Origin of the sequence: Saccharospirillum alexandrii (assembly GCF_043641555.1) — a bacterium.
Lineage (GTDB): Bacteria > Pseudomonadota > Gammaproteobacteria > Pseudomonadales > Natronospirillaceae > Saccharospirillum > Saccharospirillum alexandrii_A.
In genome coordinates, this window is sequence record NZ_JBHZRJ010000001.1 from 55,239 (window position 1) to 75,273 (window position 20,035).

The 20,035-nt window shown below is 54.6% G+C and carries 14 protein-coding genes; 4 read left to right on the forward strand and 10 right to left on the reverse strand.

Annotation, left to right across the window (positions count from 1 at the left end; all coding sequences use genetic code 11):
* Window positions 1-16 precede the first annotated feature (16 nt).
* From ACHUE7_RS00230 to ACHUE7_RS00245, 4 genes are read right to left on the reverse strand one after another with little or no spacing between them, the layout of a single operon-like run.
* Window positions 17-1,834, reverse strand: a complete 1,818-nt coding sequence (locus ACHUE7_RS00230; protein ID WP_394168169.1) for an ABC transporter ATP-binding protein — start codon at window positions 1,832-1,834, stop codon at window positions 17-19.
* On the reverse strand, window positions 1,834-3,030 hold the full coding sequence (locus ACHUE7_RS00235) for a glycosyltransferase family 4 protein (protein ID WP_394168170.1): 1,197 nt from the start codon (window positions 3,028-3,030) through the stop codon (window positions 1,834-1,836). Before ACHUE7_RS00235 ends, ACHUE7_RS00230 begins: the two co-directional genes overlap by 1 nt.
* Entirely contained in the window at window positions 3,012-3,959 is a 948-nt protein-coding gene (locus tag ACHUE7_RS00240; protein WP_394168171.1) for a glycosyltransferase family 2 protein, read from the reverse strand. Before ACHUE7_RS00240 ends, ACHUE7_RS00235 begins: the two co-directional genes overlap by 19 nt.
* Entirely contained in the window at window positions 3,952-5,049 is a 1,098-nt protein-coding gene (locus ACHUE7_RS00245; protein WP_394168172.1) for a glycosyltransferase, read from the reverse strand. Before ACHUE7_RS00245 ends, ACHUE7_RS00240 begins: the two co-directional genes overlap by 8 nt.
* Window positions 5,050-5,168: 119 nt before the next feature.
* Between ACHUE7_RS00245 and ACHUE7_RS00250 the strand changes: the two genes are divergently transcribed.
* Both ACHUE7_RS00250 and ACHUE7_RS00255 read left to right on the forward strand, forming a co-directional pair.
* Entirely contained in the window at window positions 5,169-6,317 is a 1,149-nt protein-coding gene (locus tag ACHUE7_RS00250; RefSeq protein WP_394168173.1) for a glycosyltransferase family 2 protein, read from the forward strand.
* Window positions 6,314-7,447, forward strand: a complete 1,134-nt coding sequence (locus tag ACHUE7_RS00255; RefSeq protein ID WP_394168174.1) for a DegT/DnrJ/EryC1/StrS family aminotransferase — start codon at window positions 6,314-6,316, stop codon at window positions 7,445-7,447. The genes ACHUE7_RS00250 and ACHUE7_RS00255 overlap by 4 nt, the downstream gene beginning before the upstream one ends.
* 25 nt (window positions 7,448-7,472) lie before the next feature.
* Here ACHUE7_RS00255 and ACHUE7_RS00260 read toward each other — a convergent pair whose 3' ends face one another.
* From ACHUE7_RS00260 to ACHUE7_RS00285, 6 genes are all read right to left on the reverse strand, one after another.
* Entirely contained in the window at window positions 7,473-10,139 is a 2,667-nt protein-coding gene (locus tag ACHUE7_RS00260) for a tetratricopeptide repeat protein (RefSeq protein WP_394168175.1), read from the reverse strand.
* Window positions 10,140-10,201: 62 nt separating this feature from the next.
* Entirely contained in the window at window positions 10,202-11,584 is a 1,383-nt protein-coding gene (prsR, locus tag ACHUE7_RS00265; protein ID WP_394168176.1) for a PEP-CTERM-box response regulator transcription factor, read from the reverse strand.
* Window positions 11,585-11,600: 16 nt separating this feature from the next.
* Window positions 11,601-13,637, reverse strand: a complete 2,037-nt coding sequence (prsK, locus tag ACHUE7_RS00270) for an XrtA/PEP-CTERM system histidine kinase PrsK (RefSeq protein ID WP_394168177.1) — start codon at window positions 13,635-13,637, stop codon at window positions 11,601-11,603.
* Between the two features lie 343 nt (window positions 13,638-13,980).
* Window positions 13,981-14,355, reverse strand: a complete 375-nt coding sequence (locus ACHUE7_RS00275) for a hypothetical protein (protein WP_394168178.1) — start codon at window positions 14,353-14,355, stop codon at window positions 13,981-13,983.
* A 114-nt stretch (window positions 14,356-14,469) separates the two neighbouring features.
* Complete coding sequence (locus ACHUE7_RS00280; RefSeq protein ID WP_394168179.1) at window positions 14,470-15,252, reverse strand: PEP-CTERM sorting domain-containing protein; 783 nt, start codon at window positions 15,250-15,252, stop codon at window positions 14,470-14,472.
* Between the two features lie 528 nt (window positions 15,253-15,780).
* A complete protein-coding gene (locus ACHUE7_RS00285) occupies window positions 15,781-16,194 on the reverse strand; it encodes a fibronectin type III domain-containing protein (protein ID WP_394168180.1) in 414 nt (137 codons plus the stop codon).
* Between the two features lie 458 nt (window positions 16,195-16,652).
* Between ACHUE7_RS00285 and glmU the strand changes: the two genes are divergently transcribed.
* Together glmU and glmS are read left to right on the forward strand one after the other, a co-directional pair.
* Window positions 16,653-18,011: a bifunctional UDP-N-acetylglucosamine diphosphorylase/glucosamine-1-phosphate N-acetyltransferase GlmU gene (gene glmU, locus ACHUE7_RS00290; RefSeq protein ID WP_394168181.1), complete on the forward strand. Its 1,359-nt coding sequence runs from the start codon at window positions 16,653-16,655 to the stop codon at window positions 18,009-18,011.
* A 143-nt stretch (window positions 18,012-18,154) separates the two neighbouring features.
* Window positions 18,155-19,984, forward strand: coding sequence for a glutamine--fructose-6-phosphate transaminase (isomerizing) (gene glmS / locus ACHUE7_RS00295; protein WP_394168182.1), 1,830 nt, complete (start codon window positions 18,155-18,157; stop codon window positions 19,982-19,984).
* Window positions 19,985-20,035: the final 51 nt, after the last annotated feature.

Sequence of the window (20,035 nt, forward strand, 5' to 3'; positions counted from 1 at the left end):
CATATTCAATAGCTAACTATATTGCTTTTTGTGTGCTATCGATCTTTGGTTTTCCGGCTGTGAGTAGCAGCTGAAAGTCTTCAGATTTTGAAACCAACTGATTATAGGACCCTGTTGCTTTTACACAGCCATCCTTAAATACAAGGATATTATTGGCTTTTTCGACTGTAGAAAGACGATGTGCAATCATTACAATTGTTCGTGTTTTAGCTAGATCTAAAATATCATTCATGATCAATCGTTCAGTCACGTTATCGAGCGCACTGGTAGCTTCATCAAAAACCAGAATTGCGGGGTCTTTATAGAGTGCGCGGGCAATACCAACGCGTTGCTTTTGTCCACCGCTCAAGCGAGCGCCTCGTTCACCTAACCTGAAATCAAACTGCCCTTCGCACTGGCAGATGAAATCATAGATATTAGCCATCTTGGCAGCTTGCTCCAATCTGCTGAAGTCCACTTCATTGTCAGGAATACCAAAAGCGATATTCTCTCTAAAGGAAGCATCCAGGATGAATATGTCTTGAGCAACATAACCAATTTTCTTCCTCCACGCTTTTATGTTGCTTTGATCCAGCGGCGTTCCTCCAACCAGTACAGCCCCTTCTTCAGGCAACATCAGTCCGAGTAATATGTCTACTGCTGTGCTTTTTCCTGCACCGGAAGAACCAACAAATGCTGTGATTTCATTTGTTTTAATTGTGAAGCTGCATTGGCGCAAGGCAGGTTCGTTCGCCCCGGGGTAATGGAAGGTAATATCATTGAAACTGACATCGCCGCTTGGTGCAGCGCTATTCCCTAGATTCTTGAGTAAGCTGATATGTCGTTTACTCTTTTCAATTTCTTCATCTATGTCCAATACCACTGATCCATTAGCTTTCATCTGGGAGTAAGCTTTGTAAATTGCCTGAGCTGCAGGCAGGAGTTTATAGCCTGCCATTGCATACAAACTAATAATACTTAAGGCCTCGCCAGCTGTACCTGAAGTTAGAAGAATGTAAATTGACAAACCAAGAATCGATGAGAAAACCACGGTTTCTACTACGAACTTTGGCAAATCTCCGGCAAGTGCTATATATGCGGAGGCTGATAGGCCACGTCGAGTTACCGCATCTACCTCTGCTTTATAGTAGTCTTCATTGCCTTTTAGCTTAACCTCTTTAACACCGGCGATACTTTCGTCGAGGTACTTCAGTTTGCTTCTGTTCAATTTTGTGATCAGTCGACCATAGTCTACTACTTTTGCCCGAATGATCTTGAAAATTAGAAAGTAAACAACTACTACGAGAGATGTTGCAATAAGCGCAATCTCAATGTCTATTATTAGTAACCCTAAAATGATCAATGTGGCTATGAAGAGCTGTGAAACAAGCGTAAGTAAAGGTTGAACAACCATATAGACCATACGGGGTATTTCCTGGGTTATTTGGGAAATCAACCGGCTGCTGTTATTCATGGCGAAGAAGGTGTAATCGTTTTCAAGATAACTGTTGTACACAGTCCGCTGCACATGAGCCCCTAGTTTCATCGATACCTGGAAGAGTTTCCATAAGCTGTATGACGAAATTCCATTGCCTACAAGCAAAAGTAAGACAACTCCCACCGCATAGGTGATCATAAAGTGCGTCGTGGATTCGAAAGGGTAGGCTGCGTACAAGAAGGCCAGTATGGTACTCGTTTGAATCGACTCCGGGTTGCTCACCATTGTTATAAAAGGAGCAATCGATGCAATGCCAGCGACTTGAAAAAGAGCAGTAATCAGGAAAAGGAACTGTAGAAGTATCAGTTTTACCCGGTTTTCATGGCCAATAAGCCTAAACAGCGCTTTATAAAACATTATTGCGGTCCTTCGGGGGCATAACTTTTAGATGGGGCACCCGTTTCAGTATGTTGGTTGCGTGATCGGCCGGAAATGAGTTCGTGGGCAATCCGCTCTATTTGTGTCTCTTTCGAGAATAAGTTTGTGGCTCTTCGACGAGCCTCAATGCAATGGGTGGTGTAGCGGTCTGGGTCGTTGTTGTAGTTTAGAATATGCTGTGCGAGCTGGCTCGCTTTGCCAGGTTCGATGTATTCACCACAAATGCCTGGTTCTATCGTCTCTTTTAATCCTTGCAGTTCCGATACAATGATGGGAAGGCCAGAAGATAGCATCTCAACACTGGACATTGTGAAAGAATCCCATCCAGTTGAGGCAATGGCACCCAGGAAAGACGATTGCATCAGCTGAGGTATGTCGTTTCTATAGCCGGCAAAGGTTATGTGGCTACGCGTCTTCGGGTTGGAAGCCAGTTGTTCATAAGGAAGGCTTTCATTGCCTTTGTTTCCACAAATCAGAAGGTGAAACGGCTCAATCTTACCGATCCTATCAAGGCTATTCATGGTTTCTACCAGTACCCGCACCCCTTTTCTTTCTTCCATATGCCCTGAGAAGAAGATTATTCTTCGGTGTTCAGGGATGTTGAATTGGGAGTGTGCATACTTAGAGCCTTCGCAAGGCTTATAGAGGTCCGTGTCGACACCCAGTGATATTACACAGGTTCGACCGTTAGGAACGCCCCGGCCTTTGGTAGCTGTTAGCCGCATTGCTTCTGATTCGAAAATGAATCGAGTTGGAGCTGAGGCTTTTCTGAAAATCCATTCGGCTTTCTTGGCCAACCATTTAACGCCGGTATTGATTGAGCTCATACTGGCACCCCAGTAAGAGACAATGTTCTTAATACCAAGGATGTGTGCCTGTCTTCCAACGGGGGTTGGGTATGGCATGTCAAATGCCAGTATGGTGTCTATAGTATGAACTTTGTGAATACTCGCTAGCATCTCTGCATCTTCACTGGTGTAGTAGCCCATCTGAAAGGTTTTATCTGACGGAGTAACCACTTGCGTATATGACCACAGTATTTGGTTAGATTCATACCCCGCCCTTAGTGCTGCTGCTTCAAAAGCTCTTTCGAGTGAGCCTATAGCGTAGCCTGTGTCTTGCTCGCAATGCAGCATGATTAGAATACAAGGCTTTTTCATGGTGTAATTACCCACAACCAGATCATCCTTAAGGCGCGCTTCAATTGTAGTGTTTGAAAGAACGCTTCCCGTTTGGCATGACTGTTCATCGGTAGTATCGTAACCGGTATAAGAAATATTGATTTTACCGTGTTTCTAAGAGCCATTTTTAACGGGTATGTAGGTCGACCAAGAAATCGGTTTCTAGAAAAACATTGTGCAATTCTCAGAGAAGAACTGGCACCATCTACAAATTTTTTCTCGATATTTCGAGCTGTGTATTCAACGGGCTTTAGCCTATGGCCAACCGTCGCATCAGGGAAGTAAATCACTTTAGCGCTCATGGCTACGAGACGCCTGTAAATAATGGTTTCTTCACCAGCAGCGAGTGACGTGCCATTGCGCCCCAGCTTTTCATCAAACCCACCCATCGCAACAAGAACAGATTTCTTGCAGCAAAAATTCTTACCAAAGAATTCGTGGTGTATATCGGTAATCTCCAGTGGCGACTCGCCATAGTTCAGTTGTACAAAATAGGGATTGTATCGTTGGTCAAACCACCAGGGAGGCGTTCTGTCCCAGTTCACTTCTATTTTGCTGAACAGACAGTCTGACTGGGTCGATTCAATTTTCTCCAGATAGCACGAGAGCCAGTTAGCGGGTATATCTGCGTCGTCGTCTGTGAAGAGCAGGTACTGACCTCGGGCTTTTACCACACCCAGGTTTCTGGCGTTGGAAAGCCCCTGCTTCTGTTCGAAATGATATTGCAGCGGTGCTTCTGTCGACTCGGATGACTTGCGTACAACCTCTTCTGTGTTGTCTGGCGAGTTGTTGTCGATCACGAGAATCTCGACATCGCTCCACCTCTCGACTTTACATTGAACGAGTTGACCAAGCGTAATGGCGAGAGAGTCGGCGTTGTTGTAGGTGCAGAGAATAACGCTGAGCGTGGGTGTGTTATTCATAGCTGTAAATACCCAGTGTTTTTTGTGCGCATATAGTGCTCGTAAGGCTAAACCGTGACGCAGTAGTGTTGTTTGAAGTCGTTGGATTGCGCTGCAAGCTTAATAACGCGGTCGATAGCCCATCTGGCGATTGGGGGGCAGGATCGAAGCCCGGGTCTATGCCATTCTGGAAGAGCCGAACGGTATCGGTTGAAATCAACGGTTTCGAAAGCGCCAGTGTCTCCAGAGCAACCATCGGCATACCTTCATGGTCTGAACACAGCACGACGGCATCGCATGCCTGAATAATCGCGGGAATGTCGTTTCGGTGGCCATGGAATTTAACCTGAGGTTCGGCCAGGTTCAGTGTGTCAGCCTGGGCTTTAAGTGTGGCTTCTAATGGGCCATTTCCAACAATATGAAAGCGGTATTGGTTTGATTGATCCAGGACAAGCCTGGCGGCTTCCAGGAACAGGTCGACTCGTTTTACTGGCACCAGGCGGCCAATGATGGCGATGTGGGTGCAGCCGGGTTCAAACACCAGGTCGGTGCCGGCGTTGGCCTTTTCGGTCAGCTCTTCGAGGTCGACGCCGTTGGGTACGCAATAGAGGTGTTGCGCGCCATATTGGCCTTTTAGTTTCTCCATCAGCTCCCGGGAAACGACGATGACGCTGTGTTGCAACCAGCGGCCGCAGGCGTGATCTAGCCAGCGTTGAATGCCTGTTTTCAGCCCACCATTGAATTCGCTGGCACCGTGAACGGTGCGCACGCACCTGGCCCGCAGGGTGGTCAGGTTGGCCAGGCTGCCGAGAATGTTCTCTTTTTGGCGGTGGGTGTGAATAACGGTGGGTTTGAATGCCTTTATGGCCCGGCGAATGCCCTGGAACAGTTGCCAGGCAGAGCAGCGTGTTTCGTCTAATACGGTAACCGGAATGTCGATGGCGCGCAGGCGGGAGGCGAGTTCGCCTTCGTTCATCAGAACGGCGGCGACGGTGCAGTCTTTATTGAGTTGTTTGATCAGGGCATAGGCTTGGGCTTCGGCGCCCGCCCAAAGGTCTCCTGAAACAATATGCAGGACCCGGATCTTTTCTGTGGATCGGGAAATCGACATGTACTCAACATCCGTGTTGGTTATACTGTGTTGCATTATGCATCAGGGAAGGCTGTGTTTAAAGCGCCTTTCCCGGTCTTTATGGCTAATCGTTACCACCCTGGTCCAAGGAGTTGACCATGTTACCTGCCCTGTTCTGGATTCTGGCGGTCTGCGCCGTTTACAGCTATTTTCTTTACCCGCTGGCGCTGATCGCGCTGCGCGCCATTACCCGCCCTGAAGCCATAGCACCACCCGGCAGTCACACCGGTAAACCCCCTTTTCTGAGCCTTATCGTCACCGTTTACAATGAAAAACACCGCATCGAGCAGAAAATCCAGAATGTTTTAACGCTCGATTACCCGGCTGATCGGCTGGAGCTCATTGTCGCGTCCGACTGCAGCGATGATGGTACCGATGAACTCGTTAAAACCTATGCTGAACAGGGGATACGCCTGGTGCGGGCCGAGCAGCGTCTGGGTAAGGAAAACGCCCAGCTTGCGGCCATTCAGGCTGCGAAAGGAGAGGTGCTGGTGTTTTCAGACGTCGCCACCAAAATGGACCCGGAAGCCTTGCAGAACCTGAGCCTGTATTTCGCCGATGCCCGAGTGGGTGCCGTCTCCAGTGAAGACCGCTTCATCAGTAAAGATGGCAAGGTGGCCGGTGAAGGTGCCTACGTTAAGTATGAAATGTGGTTGCGCCAGCAGGAGAGCCAGTTGGGTGGCCTGGTAGGCCTGAGCGGCTCGTTCTTTGCCGCCCGGGCAGAGGTGTGCGAACAATGGGATATCCATTCGCCGAGTGATTTCAACACCGCCCTGAATTGCGCCCGTCTGGGGCTGCGCTCGGTCACCGCGCCCAATGTATTGGGCTACTATGAAGATTTGAAAGATGCCTCCCGTGAGTACGCCCGCAAAGTGCGCACCGTATTGCGGGGCATGACCGGACTGGCACGCCATCTGGATGTATTGAACCCTGTTCAGTTTGGTTTGTTTTCATTCCAGGTGTTCAGCCACAAGCTGATGCGCTGGGGCGTGCCCTGGTTTTTGCTGGCGTTACTCATTGTCACCCTAGTGCTGGCGAATGATGGCTGGATATACACCCTGGCTCTGGTGGCGCAGGCGGTGTTCTATGGCATCGCAGCCTGGGGGCATTGGGGTCGTGGTGGACGCGAGAACGGCGCTGTGCGGCTGGTGTACTTCTTTGTTCAGGTGAACCTGGCCCTGGCCGATTCCGCCATTCAATACTTCAAAGGCACGCGCATGACCACCTGGAAGCCATCGGCCCGATGAGCTGGGCCGTGTATCCGCCCGCCGGTAATCCGGTTGTGTTGCGGTCGTCTGGTGTTGACGTTGCCAGCCTGTTTCCCGCTCATCATCTGGTCTGGTTGCAATCGGGAACCGCGGCACTGGCGTGGTGTTTGTGTCAGCACCGGTTGCGGTACCCCGAGGTTGCGCGGCCGGAAGTATTGATACCAGCTTATGGCTGCCCCGATCTGGTAGCCGCCGCTGATTACGCGGGTTACAGCCCCCGGTTGGTTGACCTGGCCGAAGGCACCAGTGAATACGATGCTGCCGCCCTGTTGGCCGCGGTCAATGAAAACACCCTGGCAATACTGGCGGTCAACTTTTTGGGGCTGGCGGCCAACGTGAGCGCCATTCGGGCGCTGCTGCCCGAAGCCTCGTCAATCGCCATTATTGAAGACAATGCTCAGTGGTTTCCTGAGCCGGATCGGCCCGCAACAACCGAGGCCGATTACCTCACCTTTTCGTTTGGCCGTGGCAAAGCCATCGGGCTACTGGGTGGTGGCCTGGTTGCTGCCCGCGCTCAGCCTGTGCCGATGGACGTATTAGCGCCCGTTACCGACAAACGCTGGCCGATAAAGGCCCGTCTTTATAACGCTTTATTGCACCCGGCTTTGTACGGTCTGGTGACGCGGCTGCCGGGTTTGTCGTTGGGGCAGACGCGTTATCACGCTCTGGAGAGGTTGATGGCAATGGATCCGCAACCGAAGGGCGTTCTTGCGGCGAACGTTGAGCGTTACCAGCAGTTCGATACCTGGCGGGAAACCTGTTTCGATGAAGCTTTCATGGCCATCAGTGCGGTTCAGGTGCCAGGGCTGACAACCCAGGGCAGGCACACCGCTAACCGGGGGCGTTTGTTGCGTTACCCGGTGTTACTGGCGAACCGTGAACAGCGGGATGCCGCACTGGCTTCGCTGACCCAGGCAGGGCTAGGCGCTACGGCCATGTACCGGCATGCGTTGCCAGACATCGCCGGTTTGGAAGGGCGCTTCGACAGATCACGGGTTCCCAATGCCCGGCAATTTGCCGACAGGCTGATTACTTTGCCGGTTCATGTGGGTATCAACCAGCCAGTTATCGAGCGCATCATAAACACGCTCTCCCGGGCTTTGGACTGACCAGCCCGGACAGCGCTGGCCGACTTCAGGCCGGCGCGGCGTTACCTGCCTCAGCTTCCTTCAGGTGTTGTTCAATGTCGGCATTGTTCGGTGCCAACTGACGCGCCCGCGTCAGTACAGTAACCGCTTGCTGGTGTTCCCCGTTCAGGTGCAGTAACCAGCCATAGGTATCCAGAATGCCAGGGTTTTCCGGGGCAATGTCTGCAGCCCGGGCAGCGAGGTCTAGTGCTTCAGTTGGGCTGTCCTCGCGCAGCAGCCAGGCCAGGTTGTTCAATGCGGCAACGTGGCTTGAATCTCGCTGAACGGTTTCGCGATAAGCGCTGATGGCCTCGGCATTGGCCTGCTGATTCAAATAATAATTTCCTTTCATGAACCAGGGGGCGGCTGCATCGGGGTCGACCTGGTGCCATTGCTCCAGCGTAATGACCAGTCGCTCCGGTTCCCGGTCACTGATCAGTGCCGTGTAGATGGCAGCCAGCTCACGGCTGGGTGAACGGGTCCAGTAGGGGCGAACAAAATCGAGCGCGTCGGCGCGGTTGTTGTTAGCGGCCATTAATCGGGCTTTCTGCGCCACTATGTCGAGATTATCTGGCCGGCTTGCCAGCAAGGTGTCGAGCCGGGCCAGGGCGTCTTCACTATCGCCCTGGCTGTTGTCGATTTGGGCGGCAAGAAACTGCGTTGGCAAGTCGTTTGGCTGGCGCTGCTCAGCTTGTTCGATCCACCGGTTGGCATCGGCCCAGTTACCCTGGCTGGCGGCTTGTTGCGCCCGTGCCCGGAAATACTGGCCGGTCATGGCACGCGCTCGTGGCTGTTCTGAATCCTGATACTGGCTCGCCAGTTCACCTGCCTGGTCCCATTCGGCCAGCGTCAGCAATCGGTTCATGGCAACCGAGTTCAGTTCCAGTGCAACGTCTTGTGGGCTGGCGGCGGCTTGTTCCCTCAGCCAGGCCAGAGTATCGGTAGCTGACGTGGCATCAGTACGCCATTGCAGCGCGGCTTCCAGTAAGTCGGGCCGTTCGGGTATGGCCTGATAGCCGCGCATCAGCAAGTCGGTTGCGGCCAGCGTCTGGCCTTGCTGGCGCATCAGTTGTGCGGTGGCCGGGTAGGCTTCGGTGAATTCGGGGTGGTCTTCCAGCAGTGAGGTCATTTGCACCAGGGCCCGGCTGGCGTTGCCCGCGCGATAGTCGAGCATGCTGCTGATCCAGTAAGGATTCGGCTCTTCCGGAAATGCTTCGGTGAGTTCACCGGCTATGCGCTGGGCTTCTTCCATTTCATCTTCAGCCACCAGGGTGGTCACATAGAACTGTGTGGTCAGCCAGTCGGCGGCGTTAATGGAGTAGGCCTTGCGCAGGTGGCCCAGGGCGAGCTGGGGCTGATCGCGGTCAGCGTAGTATTGCGCCAGCATCAGCATCAGGCGGGTACGGTCTGGCTCCAGTTCCAGCGCTTTGCTCAGTGTTTGAATACCCAGTTGGCTGCGGCCATCGCGCAACAGCAGGGCACCGTATAACGCCAGCAGATCTGCATCGTCGGGGCGGGCCAGTAACGCAGTGCTGAGTACATCCAGTGCTTCCTGGCTGCGGCCGAGCTCAACCTGCGCCAGCGCCGCAGCTTGCACAAAGGTTGCCGGTGCAGTTTCTGGGTCGAGGTGCTCCGAAAGCAGTTGTTCGCCGTCGGTCACTTCGCCGTCCTGCAGGGTCAGCAAGCCCAGCATCATGCCGGCGTTCCGGTTGGCCGGGAACTGGTTCAGAATATCCTGAAAGGCGTTTTTGGCGCTCAGCACATCGCCCCGGCTGGCGGCGGTGATGGCCTCCCGGTATTGCTGCTGGGCGGAATAGGCTTCGGGGTTCGCCTCACGCACGATGTTGTTGTAGGCCGTCGCTTCTACCGGGCGGCCCAGCTCTGTCAGCACCGACGACAGCAGTTCCAGCACCTGTATCCGTTCCTGAAGCATCATGTCGGTGGAGGGCAGGTCGATCAGCGCCTGTGTGAGGTGCGCCTCGGCTTGAGTCAGTTGGTTATTCTGATAATCCACCCGTGCCGCCCGATAATTAACCTCGGGCAGGCCTTTCTGGGCTTCAGGCAACTGATCGATCAGAGCATTGGCTTGCTGGTAGCGGCCGGTATCGGTCAGTGTGGTGATCAAGTCGAGCGTTATTGCGGTGTCGTCCGGGTAGTCTGCATGCAGTTGGGTCAGGCGTTGTACGGCCGTTTGGGTGCGGCCACTCTGGAAGTCGACAAGCGCCAGTAGCCGGCCCTGGGTTGCCGGGTTGTCATCGGGGGCTTCCACATCGGACAACACGGTATCTGCGGAAACAAACTTGCCCTGCTTCAAATAGGCTTGTGCCAGCAACTGCCGGGATTCATCGGTGTGTCTGTCGCTGACCGATTCCAGCAGTGTCTGGGCACTGCTCGGGCTGCCAATGGTCAGCAGTAAGCGGGCATAGCGATGGGTCTGTTCAAGGTCGCCGGGGTTGGCCTGAATGGCGTTGCGTTGTTCAATCATCGCCGCACGGTATTGGCCCTGTTCTTCATAGGATTGGCTGCGCTCCACATGGGTGCTGCTGGCTTCGTAACCAGGGGTGTCGTTGCAACCGGCTATCAGCAGGGCAACGGTGAAACCGGCAATCCACCAGAGGGGCCGATGTATGGCCGTGGGTGCTACCGGGTTGTCGGTCTGGGAAATCCTGTTCATGGGGTTGCTGTCCTTGTTTTTGTGGCAGATGGATGCGCTGGTGTAAATCGGTGTCGCGGTATTCACAGCGAATCTTCCTCTGTTTTTTTGTCGGTGCTCAGAGAATATTTCCGGATCAGGTCGTAGAGCGTCGGGCGGGTAATGCCCAGCATTTTAGCGGCCATGGAGACATTGTATTCACTCAGTGCCAACGCCTGTTCAATGGCTTCCACTTCAGCTGACTGACGAATTTTACGCAGGTTCAGGTTCAGCACTCCGTCCCCCTCGCTTTTCAGATCGAGGTCTTCGGCATTCAGAATGTGGTTGTCGGCCAGTACAACCGCACGTTTGACTTTGTTTTCAACTTCGCGAATGTTGCCGGGCCATTCGTAGGCGTCAATGCCGGCTAGGGCATCGTCGGAAAAGCGCAGGCTGCGCTGCTTCATTGAACGACTGTATTTTTGCAGGAAGAAATTGGCCAGCAAGCGCGCGTCGGTTCCGCGGCTGCGCAAGGGCGGAATCTCTACAACGATTTCGCATATCCGATAATACAGGTCTTCCCGGAACTCGCCGTTGGTTACCATGGTTTTAAGGTCTTTGTTGGTTGCGCAGATCACCCGGGCATCAATGTTGATGGCCTTGCGTCCACCGACCCGTTCAATCACCCGCTCCTGCAGGAAGCGCAACAGTTTGGCTTGCAGTGGCAATGGCATGTCGCCAATTTCATCAAGGAACAGGGTGCCGCTGTTGGCCTGTTCAATACGGCCCTCGGTGGTTTTTCCCGCACCGGTAAAGGCGCCTTTTTCGTAGCCAAACAATTCACTTTCGATCAGGTTTTCTGGCACCGCCGCGCAATTGATGGCAACAAAAGGGCGATCTTTGCGGTCGCTCATGGTGTGAATGGCACGGGCCAGTACTTCCTTTCCTGTGCCACTTTCGCCGAGCAGGGTTGAGGTAACGGGAGACTGGGCAATTTTTTCCGCCATGCGGCAGACGCGCTTCATGGTTGCATCGGCCGTTACCAGGCCGGCAATGGGCTCGAAGAAGGCTTGCTGAGTACGGTTTTCATGTTCCAGACGGGCAATGCGAAAGGCCTGATCTACCACCAGGCTAAGACGTTCTGGGTCGACCGGTTTCAAATAGAAGTCGAACGCACCGGCGGCGATGGAATCGAGCGCGTTCTTGTGATCGTTTTTTCCGGTCATCACAATAATTTTGCTGTCTGGCGCAATGGTAAGGATGTCGCGTATGCAGGCAAAACCTTCACTGACGCCTTCGTCATCCGGCGGCAAACCCAAGTCCTGAATAACGATGCTGGGGTTGTACATGCGCACGGCATTCAGGGCTTCGGTTCGGTCTTTTGCGGTAATCAGCGTCGACTCGAAGTCGTCGAAGTGCCATTTTAACTGGCTTTGCAAGCCTTCATCGTCTTCTACAATCAGTATGGTTCGATCGAGCGCTTCCATGGGCTCTCCTCCTGGTTTACTGGCCATTGTTACTGAACACAATGGCAAATTCGGTACCCTGAAACGGCTCACTGTTAACACGCACGTGGGCACCAATATGTTCAAGGTAGGTTTTGGTCAGGTAGGCACCAATGCCTACTCCGGTATCGGTTTTGGTGGTGCTGAAAGGTTTGAACAGGTGGTCCTGAATAAACTCCAGCGGCATGCCGGTGCCGGTGTCTTTTATGCTGAGCATGGGGGCACCGCTTGGCGATAACCCGACCGAGAGCGTAATGCGGCCATCCGGTAGGGTGGCATCCTGGGCGTTGCGAATCAGGTTTTTGATCGCCAGCATGAATTTCTGCCGGTCGGCATCGATGGAAAAGTCCTCTTCAGTCAGTAATTCGGGTTTCGGGTCGCGGTCGCTGCATTCACTGACCAGCTCGCGCAGCAATTCATGGACCTGCAATTGGCGCCGGTCTTCTTTTCCGGTCGGGTTGAACTTCGACATCAAACCTTGCATGCGGCGTACTGAGCTGGCGACGGTCTTGATCATATCGTCAATGAAGGCCGGGTTGGCTTTGTGGCGTTCGGCGTTGCGGTGCAGTAAATCGAGCTGGGCCACTACGTTGTTCACATCGTGCATGATGAATGCTGACAGCCGGTGGTAGGTTTCCATCTGCTGGCCTTCACTGATCAGTTTTTCCTGCTCGTGCAAACGGATGTGACTGGCGATCTGGGTGCAGACGTTGGTCAGCAAATCCAGGTCTTCAAAGGTGATGTTGGGGGCGGCGATGGGTTGCTCCAGAATTACAAAGCCGGTCATCTTCATCTGGTTAAGCAGCGGAGCCATGATCCAGATGCGTGAATCTTCCTGCACCCAGTCTGGCAAGGTGTCGTTGTACATGGCCAGGCTGGGGTTATCGGTGTGGGGTACGAAGATCCAGGCGTGTTTGACCATGGTGCGAACAAAAGGCTCGCCCAGTGAGAGTTCCCGTGGCAGTGATTCCTGCCGCATGGTCGAGGCTTTGAAAGACAGCGAAGGGCCTGTGTTGATCCATAAGGCACCGGCGTTCGACTTTACCGCCGTGCAGACCACCGACAGCAGCTGTTGGTGGTAATGCCGGTGCGAGGGGTCGAGTTCTGATAGCCGGCGGATGAGGGTTAGCCACTCTAACCGGTAATCGTACTTCTGGTTAAAAAAGTGTTTGCTGGCCATCACCTCGAAGCGTTGTCTCAGCTCTTTGGAAATGAACAGCGCCGCGGCCAGCAAGAGTACGATCAGGGTGAAGAGGGTGTAGATATAACCACTCCAGAACCCACCCAGTATTTTTACGTAAGACCCGCCAATGGCTGCCAGTGCCATGAACCCCAGCGTAAACACAACAGAGGCGGAATAGAAAAACACCGGGCGCGACAGCTGCAATTGCGGCCGGTGGTTCTGGTAGTCCCGAAACAGCAGGGTGCCGATCAGCAAGACCACCGCCAGTAACCAGGCGGCGGCGGTACGCGTTTGCCAGGCCAGGGTGGTGATGCTGCCGGAAAACAGTTGCTGGCCATACACCAACACATCGGCGGCCAGGGAAAGGGAAAGACAAACGGCAAGCAGTTTGATCAGCCGGTGCGGCCGCACGTTGCGTACCGTTTGTTCGGTCATGATCAGGATCGAAATGGCCATGGCGATATACAGCGAGGCCGTCAGCCAGGTGGCGCCGCTGAACTGCCAGATCACCAGCAACGCCGTTAACACCAGCGCAATAAATACCAGAGCAAGCCCAAGTGTGGCACGTGGCCATTGTGACCATTGGGCGTGCCGTTGCAGCAGCCAGCTCATGGCAGCAAACCAGCCTGCGAAACGCAGCACTTCAGCGGATAACAACCAGGTGGTGACGTTGCTGGAGAGCGAATAACTGCCCAGCATGGCGATCAGCCAGACAAGCTGTGCCGCGACGCCAAGCGACAGCGACCATTGCCAGCGCTGGGTGCGAGACCGATAGGCCATAGCCATGAGCAGGCAGGCCGTCATGAGAGTGGCCGTGCTGATGACCGTATAGGTAACCGAGAGGTAGTTCATAGTCCGTTATTGCATTCCCTGAGCGGTTCTTGGCAGAACACCGTTCATCCTTGAATAAGGCAACAGTATAGCGCTAAGTCGGGTCAGGGTCAGGCAGGTAGACGAAAAACTTTACAATTTAGCAGGCTGTCGAAGTTCGCAGAATCTCGGCGGACTGCTACCGGAACATGGATGTTCCGGCAAAATCGATGACTGTTAAGTCATTGATTTTGTGAGAGAAGTAAAAATCGCAATTTTTGCTTCTCGTGTTTTGGAAAAGGCAGGAGGCCTTTTTCAACAACCTATTAGGTTTTGCTATGCGATGGGAGAGATGCAGGTTGGCGTGGGGGAGCAAAGACGCTTTTCAGCGTGCCCGAACCCAGTTGCTGTAGATGCCTTCGTGGTCGAATGCGGCGACTTCAATAATGGCCGACTCGGGGTTTCTGATGCTCTTCAGCAAATACTGGTCGGTGCCGTTGTCGCGAATCAGCACGACGGTAAACCGGTTATCGTTGGCCTGACGGTACCGAATCTCATAGCCACCGAGTTCTTCTGGCGGAAGCGGGTCACCGTTGGTGCGTTCCTGCGGGGTTTCCCAGTACAGCATGACGTCGCCCTGGCTGAAACCCTGGGGCGACATGCAGCCGGCGATCGAAAACACCAACGCGAGAAGGCCCAGGTGGAATACACCAGGCCGTCGGCTCAGTACAACTTGTTTCACTGGGTCGATTACTGCCATTACTGCTTCCGGTGGAGGGCTGACGCGCCACATGGCATGCGTCAGCTCTGAACAGGATTAATTCCCGGATCTGTTTAAGCGCTGATCTTGTTCAGACCAAACCGCCAAACACTATTATTGGTGACGCAGTCGACGACGCGCTGCTCCGACACCAATCAGGCCAAGGCTCAATAATGCCAGCGTGGCTGGCTCCGGTACCGGAAGCGAGCCGACGGTGATGGTATCGATACCCCAGCCATCGTTCTTGTTGGGTCCGTTGTCGAACAGCAAGGAAGCGCTGCTGATCGCGACATCGGCCATCAATGAAACGTACATCAGATTGCCATTGCTGAGCGAACTGTTCAACTGTGTTGTGTGTTCGGTACCGTCATCGAACACCAGTTTGAGCGACGCACCCTGGTCGTTGACGTCTGACAGGTAGAAACCGAGGCTGTCAAAAAAGCCGACACCCGAGATATCCCAGCTGACGATGTCGGCATCGTTGCTGTCGAGCCAGTTGGTCGCGTGTGACGGGGAGCGTCCGAATTCACCGGTGCTGCTGTTTTCGATCATCAGCAAATCGGGGCGAACATCGGTGCGGTTGGCGGCGCCGTCCGATTTCACCATGGTGAAGGTACCAACCGCCGTGCTGAACTGTTCAGACGCCATCACCCAGCTGCTTTGCTGGTTGCCGGTTTGCACCGCACCGAGAGACGTAGCCCCTATGGCGGATATCGTGCCCAGGTTATCAAAGGTTTCCTGCTGGTAACTGGCCAGGCTGCTGAGGTAGTCAGCTTCGGCCTGGGTCGCTTGCACCGAGCCGTAGCTGACGTTGGAATAGATGATGGCAGCCTGAGCGCTGGAAGCCGCAACCAGAGAGGATATGACAACCGCAAGTGAGATCGTTGATTTACGCATATTCATTCCCTGAGACAAGACCGACTGAAGACACTTCAGTGCTCTTACGGCGTAGCGAATTGAGACCAAATAGATGACTACGCCCGGTCGTGGTCGCCTCGCAGCGACGTGATGACAGACTCATAGCGATTTTCGTGCCAGGCTTAAGTAGTGGTCTTTAATGGGTTAGGGAGGCAGAGTCGTTGGCTACTCGTTGCCGATGCCTCAATTGACTGGTTGGTTGTCGCCAGGCCCTATTGTATGGGAACAATCTCATTTTACAGCGGGCACAGGCCGGGCATTGTAAATACCCCTGCCATTGCACAGTCTCCGAATAAATCGCCTCGGGTAAACAGTGGTATGTTAAGAATATCGACACACCTGTTCCTGGTTGTGCAGGTATTAGGCTGGCCGCGATAGAAAGGGTAAGGAACTGAAAAGATAGGGGGAAAGGCGGGGGGAGGCTGGCTCGATGTAGGTGACCAGATCCCTGGTCCTGTGATTAATTAATGCCTTTTAAATCGGGTCATTCCCCGACAGCAGAACCGGTTAGCTGCCCTGGGCAACGACGAACTCGCTGTAAATACCGTTGGCATCAAAAACGGCCACTTCGAACACCAGATCATTCACGTTGGTCAGTGCATCGAATGAGTATTGCTCGACCGCCGGGTTGTCGATCACGATATTGGTGTAGTCGCCTGAGTTCATGGCGCGGTAGCGAATTTCGTAACCCCCGATGTCGGTAAAATCCATCGGCTCGCCGTTAAGGCGCTCTACCGGAGCCGACCAGTACAGTGTCAGGGCGCGGGCGACTGAATCGTCACCGTCACCTGAACCGGCATTGCCGCTGTTTGAGCTTCCATTGTTGGCGGTGGTATCGGGGGAGCCAAAGTCGGCGGGTTCAATCTGGCAACCATACAGCGCCAGCAAAGTGGTGCAGATAATCAGTAGTCGTGCCGTCATGTAGGAGAAACCTCTGGATGAGTGCGGTGAGTAAGTTGAAGTGAGTGCACTATACGGAGACTTGATGGCCCCGCCTGTGACGGAGTTCATAAGCTGCATAACGCTGACAAAAATGCCGACATCGGTTACAAAAATGGCGCGTTTTCGAGGTTTTTCCGTGAGTAATTTGACGTGATCGATGATGTTTGCGGAACCAGTTCACGTTGTTCGGGGAACTAATACCGCCCGACGAAAAACTGACGGCGTCGCATTGCCATTCGGCGGCTATAAAATCTGCTTTGGGACGCATTTCGTGGGAAATAGGTGGCGCAGTGCGGGTGTCGGTACCTGGCTGGCGTGCAGCTTGGTTTCGGGCTTAGTGGCCTGTCAGGAAAATCCTGACAATTGCTCACTTGCGACCTGAAGACTTGGCGCTAGAATGCAGCGAATCGTTAATGATTGGGTAACAGGAGAAAGAAATGGATGTCAGCGTAGTTATTTTAGCGGCGGGTCAGGGCTCAAGGATGAAATCCCGCCTGCCCAAGGTGCTGCACCGGGTGGCCGGCGTGCCCATGGCTCGCCACGTCTATGAGACTGCATGTCAATTCAGCAGTGACATTCACCTGGTGGTAGGCCATGGCGCCGACCAGGTTCGGCAAACGTTCAGTGACACCGCTGCCCGGTTCTGGCTACAGGCAGAGCAACTCGGAACCGGCCATGCGGTAGCCCAGGCAATGCCGGGTGTCCCGGAGACCGGCGCTGTGCTGGTGTTGTATGGCGATGTACCGCTAACCCGCGCCGAGACACTCAAAACCCTTATTGAACAAGTAACCGAACACACCATGGGCCTGCTGACCGTGCAGTTGGAAGACCCGGCAGGTTACGGTCGTATCGTGCGCGATGCGAACGGACGGGTGGCTTCCATCGTCGAACATAAAGACGCTTCTACCGAGCAACTGGCCATTACCGAAGTCAACAGCGGCATTATGGCGTTGCCCGCCTGGATGCTTCACGCCTGGCTGCCCCGGTTGCAAAACGACAATGCCCAGGGCGAGTATTACCTGACTGATCTGATCAGCATGGCCGTGAGCGAAGGGGTTGCGGTTCAGGCGGTGCAGCCACTCGACGTGGAAGAAACGCTGGGGGTGAATAATCGGCAGCAACTGGCGGTGCTGGAGCGCTGGTATCAGCAGCGGGCGGCCAATTCCCTGATGGCTGAAGGCGCAACCCTGATGGACCCGGCACGGGTAGACATTCGCGGCACCGTGCGGGTCGGCCAGGATTGCCTGATCGACGTTAACGTGGTGTTTGAAGGTGAGGTCGAACTGGGCACCGGTGTGCGCATCGGGCCGAACTGCGTGATTCGCAATGCCCGGCTTGGTGACGACGTTGTGGTTGAGGCCAATACTCTGATCGATGGCGCCCAACTGGGCGCTGGCGCCACGGTAGGCCCTTTTGCCCGTCTTCGCCCGGGAACCGAGCTGGATGAGGGTGCCAAAATTGGTAATTTTGTCGAAACCAAAAAAGCGCGTCTCGGCGCTGGCAGCAAGGTGAACCACCTCAGTTACATCGGCGATGCGGTGATTGGCGAAGGAGCCAACATTGGCGCTGGCACCATTACCTGCAATTACGACGGCGTAAACAAGTTCGTAACCGACATTGGCGCCGGTGCTTTTGTTGGCTCTAACAGCACGCTGGTCGCGCCGGTTACCATCGAGGCCGGTGCCTTTGTCGGTGCCGGGTCGGTACTGACCAAAACCGCACCGGCCGACCAGCTGACGGTTGGCCGGGCGCGCCAGGTGACGGTAAAAGGCTGGACGCGCCCGGCCAAGCAGTAACGGCAACGCTCGTTGGGCTGGTACGAAGTAAGAGACCGACTAAATTTGAATTCAGCCCGGGCGGCTTAAGCGCTGGCCGGGCACTCACAACCGATTCATGACGGCCCAAAAGAAAAGGGCGGCGAATCACAAGGAGCAAAACTATGTGTGGCATTGTAGGCGCAGTAGCACAGCGGGACGTGGCAGAAATTCTGGTCGAAGGCTTGCGTCGTCTCGAATACCGGGGCTATGACTCGGCAGGCGTGGCGATCATTAACGACGAACAGATGCATCGGGTGCGTCGTGTCGGTAAGGTCAGTGAACTGGCTGCGGCACTGGACGAGTCGCCGCTTTCCGGCGGTACCGGCATCGCCCACACCCGCTGGGCGACGCACGGCCAGCCAAACGAGCGCAACGCTCATCCGCATGTGTCGGGTGACAACGTGGCCGTGGTGCACAACGGCATTATCGAAAACCACGCCCGCTTGCGTCGTGAACTGGAGCAGGATGGGTTTGCCTTTACCTCGGAAACCGATACCGAAGTCATCGCCCATTTGATCGAAAAAGAACTGCGCACTGCCGACTCCCTGTTGCAGGCCGTGCAGCGCGCGCGCAAACAACTGGTCGGTGCCTATGGCACGGTGGTGATGGACCGGCGCGATCCGTCCCGGCTGATCGTCGCGCGTTCCGGCTCTCCGTTGGTGATTGGCCTGGGCATTGGTGAAAACTTCATTGCGTCCGACCAGCTAGCCTTGCTGCCGGTAACGCAGCAGTTTATTTTCCTGGAAGAGGGTGACGTTGCCGAAATTACCCGGCGCAGCGTGCACATTGTGGATGCAGACGACCAGGTGGTCGAACGCGCCAGCCAAACCAGCGACATCACGCACGATGCCGGCGACAAGGGCCCGTTCAAGCATTTCATGCTGAAAGAAATTCACGAACAACCCGACGCCATCAACAACACTCTGGAAGGCCGCATAACCGATACCGATGTGGTGACCGAAGCCTTTGGCGCGGGGTCCAACGACATACTCGCCGGCGTTGAAAACGTTCAGATCGTCGCTTGTGGTACGTCCTATCACGCTGGCCTGGTGGCGCGTTACTGGTTTGAAGAAGTCGCCGGGGTACCCTGCCAGGTTGAGATCGCCTCTGAGTTTCGGTATCGCAAATCGGTTGTCGCGAAGAACGCCCTGTTTGTCACCATATCCCAGTCAGGCGAAACCGCCGACACTCTGGCGGCGTTGCGGTTGGCGAAAGACCTGGGTTACACCTCTACGCTGGCCATCTGCAATGTGCCGGGTTCATCGCTGGTGCGCGAATCAGACCTGGCGTACATGATGCGGGCCGGTGCTGAAATTGGCGTCGCCTCCACCAAAGCCTTCACCGTTCAGTTGATTGGCTTGATGTTGCTGGTGCTGAGTGTTGCCAAGCACCGGGGCGTCGACCAGGCTGTGATTGGCCGAATCGTTCAGGGCTTGCGCGGCTTGCCCGCCCAAATGAAGCAGGCGCTGACCCTGGCGGAAACCATTGAAGACCTCGCCGAAGACTTTGCCGACAAACACCATGCGCTGTTTCTGGGCCGCAGCACCCAATACCCGATTGCGATGGAAGGTGCGCTGAAGCTGAAAGAGATCAGCTACATTCATGCCGAAGCCTACGCCGCTGGCGAATTGAAGCATGGCCCGCTGGCGCTGATCGACAGCGACATGCCGGTGATCGTGGTGGCGCCGAATAACGACCTGCTGGAAAAACTGCACAGCAATATGGAAGAAGTGCGCGCCCGGGGCGGCCAGCTCTACGTGTTCGCTGACAAGGGCGCGCATTTTACCGCGGGTGAAGGGCTTAAGCTGATCGAACTGGAACCGATCGACGACATACTGGCGCCGGTTCTGTATACCGTGCCGCTGCAGCTGTTAAGCTATTACGTTGCCATCATCAAGGGTACCGATGTCGACCAGCCCCGTAACCTCGCCAAGTCAGTCACCGTCGAGTAGGGCAATCAGCCATCGCCCCTTTTTGGGGTGATGGCTGGTCAGTTGTGTAAA

Coding starts and splice junctions, on each gene's coding strand:
- ACHUE7_RS00230 (WP_394168169.1), bottom strand. CDS start 1,834: ATGTTTTATAAAGCGCTGTTTAGGCTTATTGGCCATGAAAACCGGGTA.
- ACHUE7_RS00275 (WP_394168178.1), bottom strand. CDS start 14,355: ATGGCAGTAATCGACCCAGTGAAACAAGTTGTACTGAGCCGACGGCCT.
- prsK (WP_394168177.1), bottom strand. CDS start 13,637: ATGAACTACCTCTCGGTTACCTATACGGTCATCAGCACGGCCACTCTC.
- ACHUE7_RS00280 (WP_394168179.1), bottom strand. CDS start 15,252: ATGCGTAAATCAACGATCTCACTTGCGGTTGTCATATCCTCTCTGGTT.
- prsR (WP_394168176.1), bottom strand. CDS start 11,584: ATGGAAGCGCTCGATCGAACCATACTGATTGTAGAAGACGATGAAGGC.
- ACHUE7_RS00245 (WP_394168172.1), bottom strand. CDS start 5,049: ATGTCGATTTCCCGATCCACAGAAAAGATCCGGGTCCTGCATATTGTT.
- ACHUE7_RS00255 (WP_394168174.1), top strand. CDS start 6,314: ATGAGCTGGGCCGTGTATCCGCCCGCCGGTAATCCGGTTGTGTTGCGG.
- glmU (WP_394168181.1), top strand. CDS start 16,653: ATGGATGTCAGCGTAGTTATTTTAGCGGCGGGTCAGGGCTCAAGGATG.
- ACHUE7_RS00285 (WP_394168180.1), bottom strand. CDS start 16,194: ATGACGGCACGACTACTGATTATCTGCACCACTTTGCTGGCGCTGTAT.
- ACHUE7_RS00240 (WP_394168171.1), bottom strand. CDS start 3,959: ATGAATAACACACCCACGCTCAGCGTTATTCTCTGCACCTACAACAAC.
- glmS (WP_394168182.1), top strand. CDS start 18,155: ATGTGTGGCATTGTAGGCGCAGTAGCACAGCGGGACGTGGCAGAAATT.
- ACHUE7_RS00260 (WP_394168175.1), bottom strand. CDS start 10,139: ATGAACAGGATTTCCCAGACCGACAACCCGGTAGCACCCACGGCCATA.
- ACHUE7_RS00250 (WP_394168173.1), top strand. CDS start 5,169: ATGTTACCTGCCCTGTTCTGGATTCTGGCGGTCTGCGCCGTTTACAGC.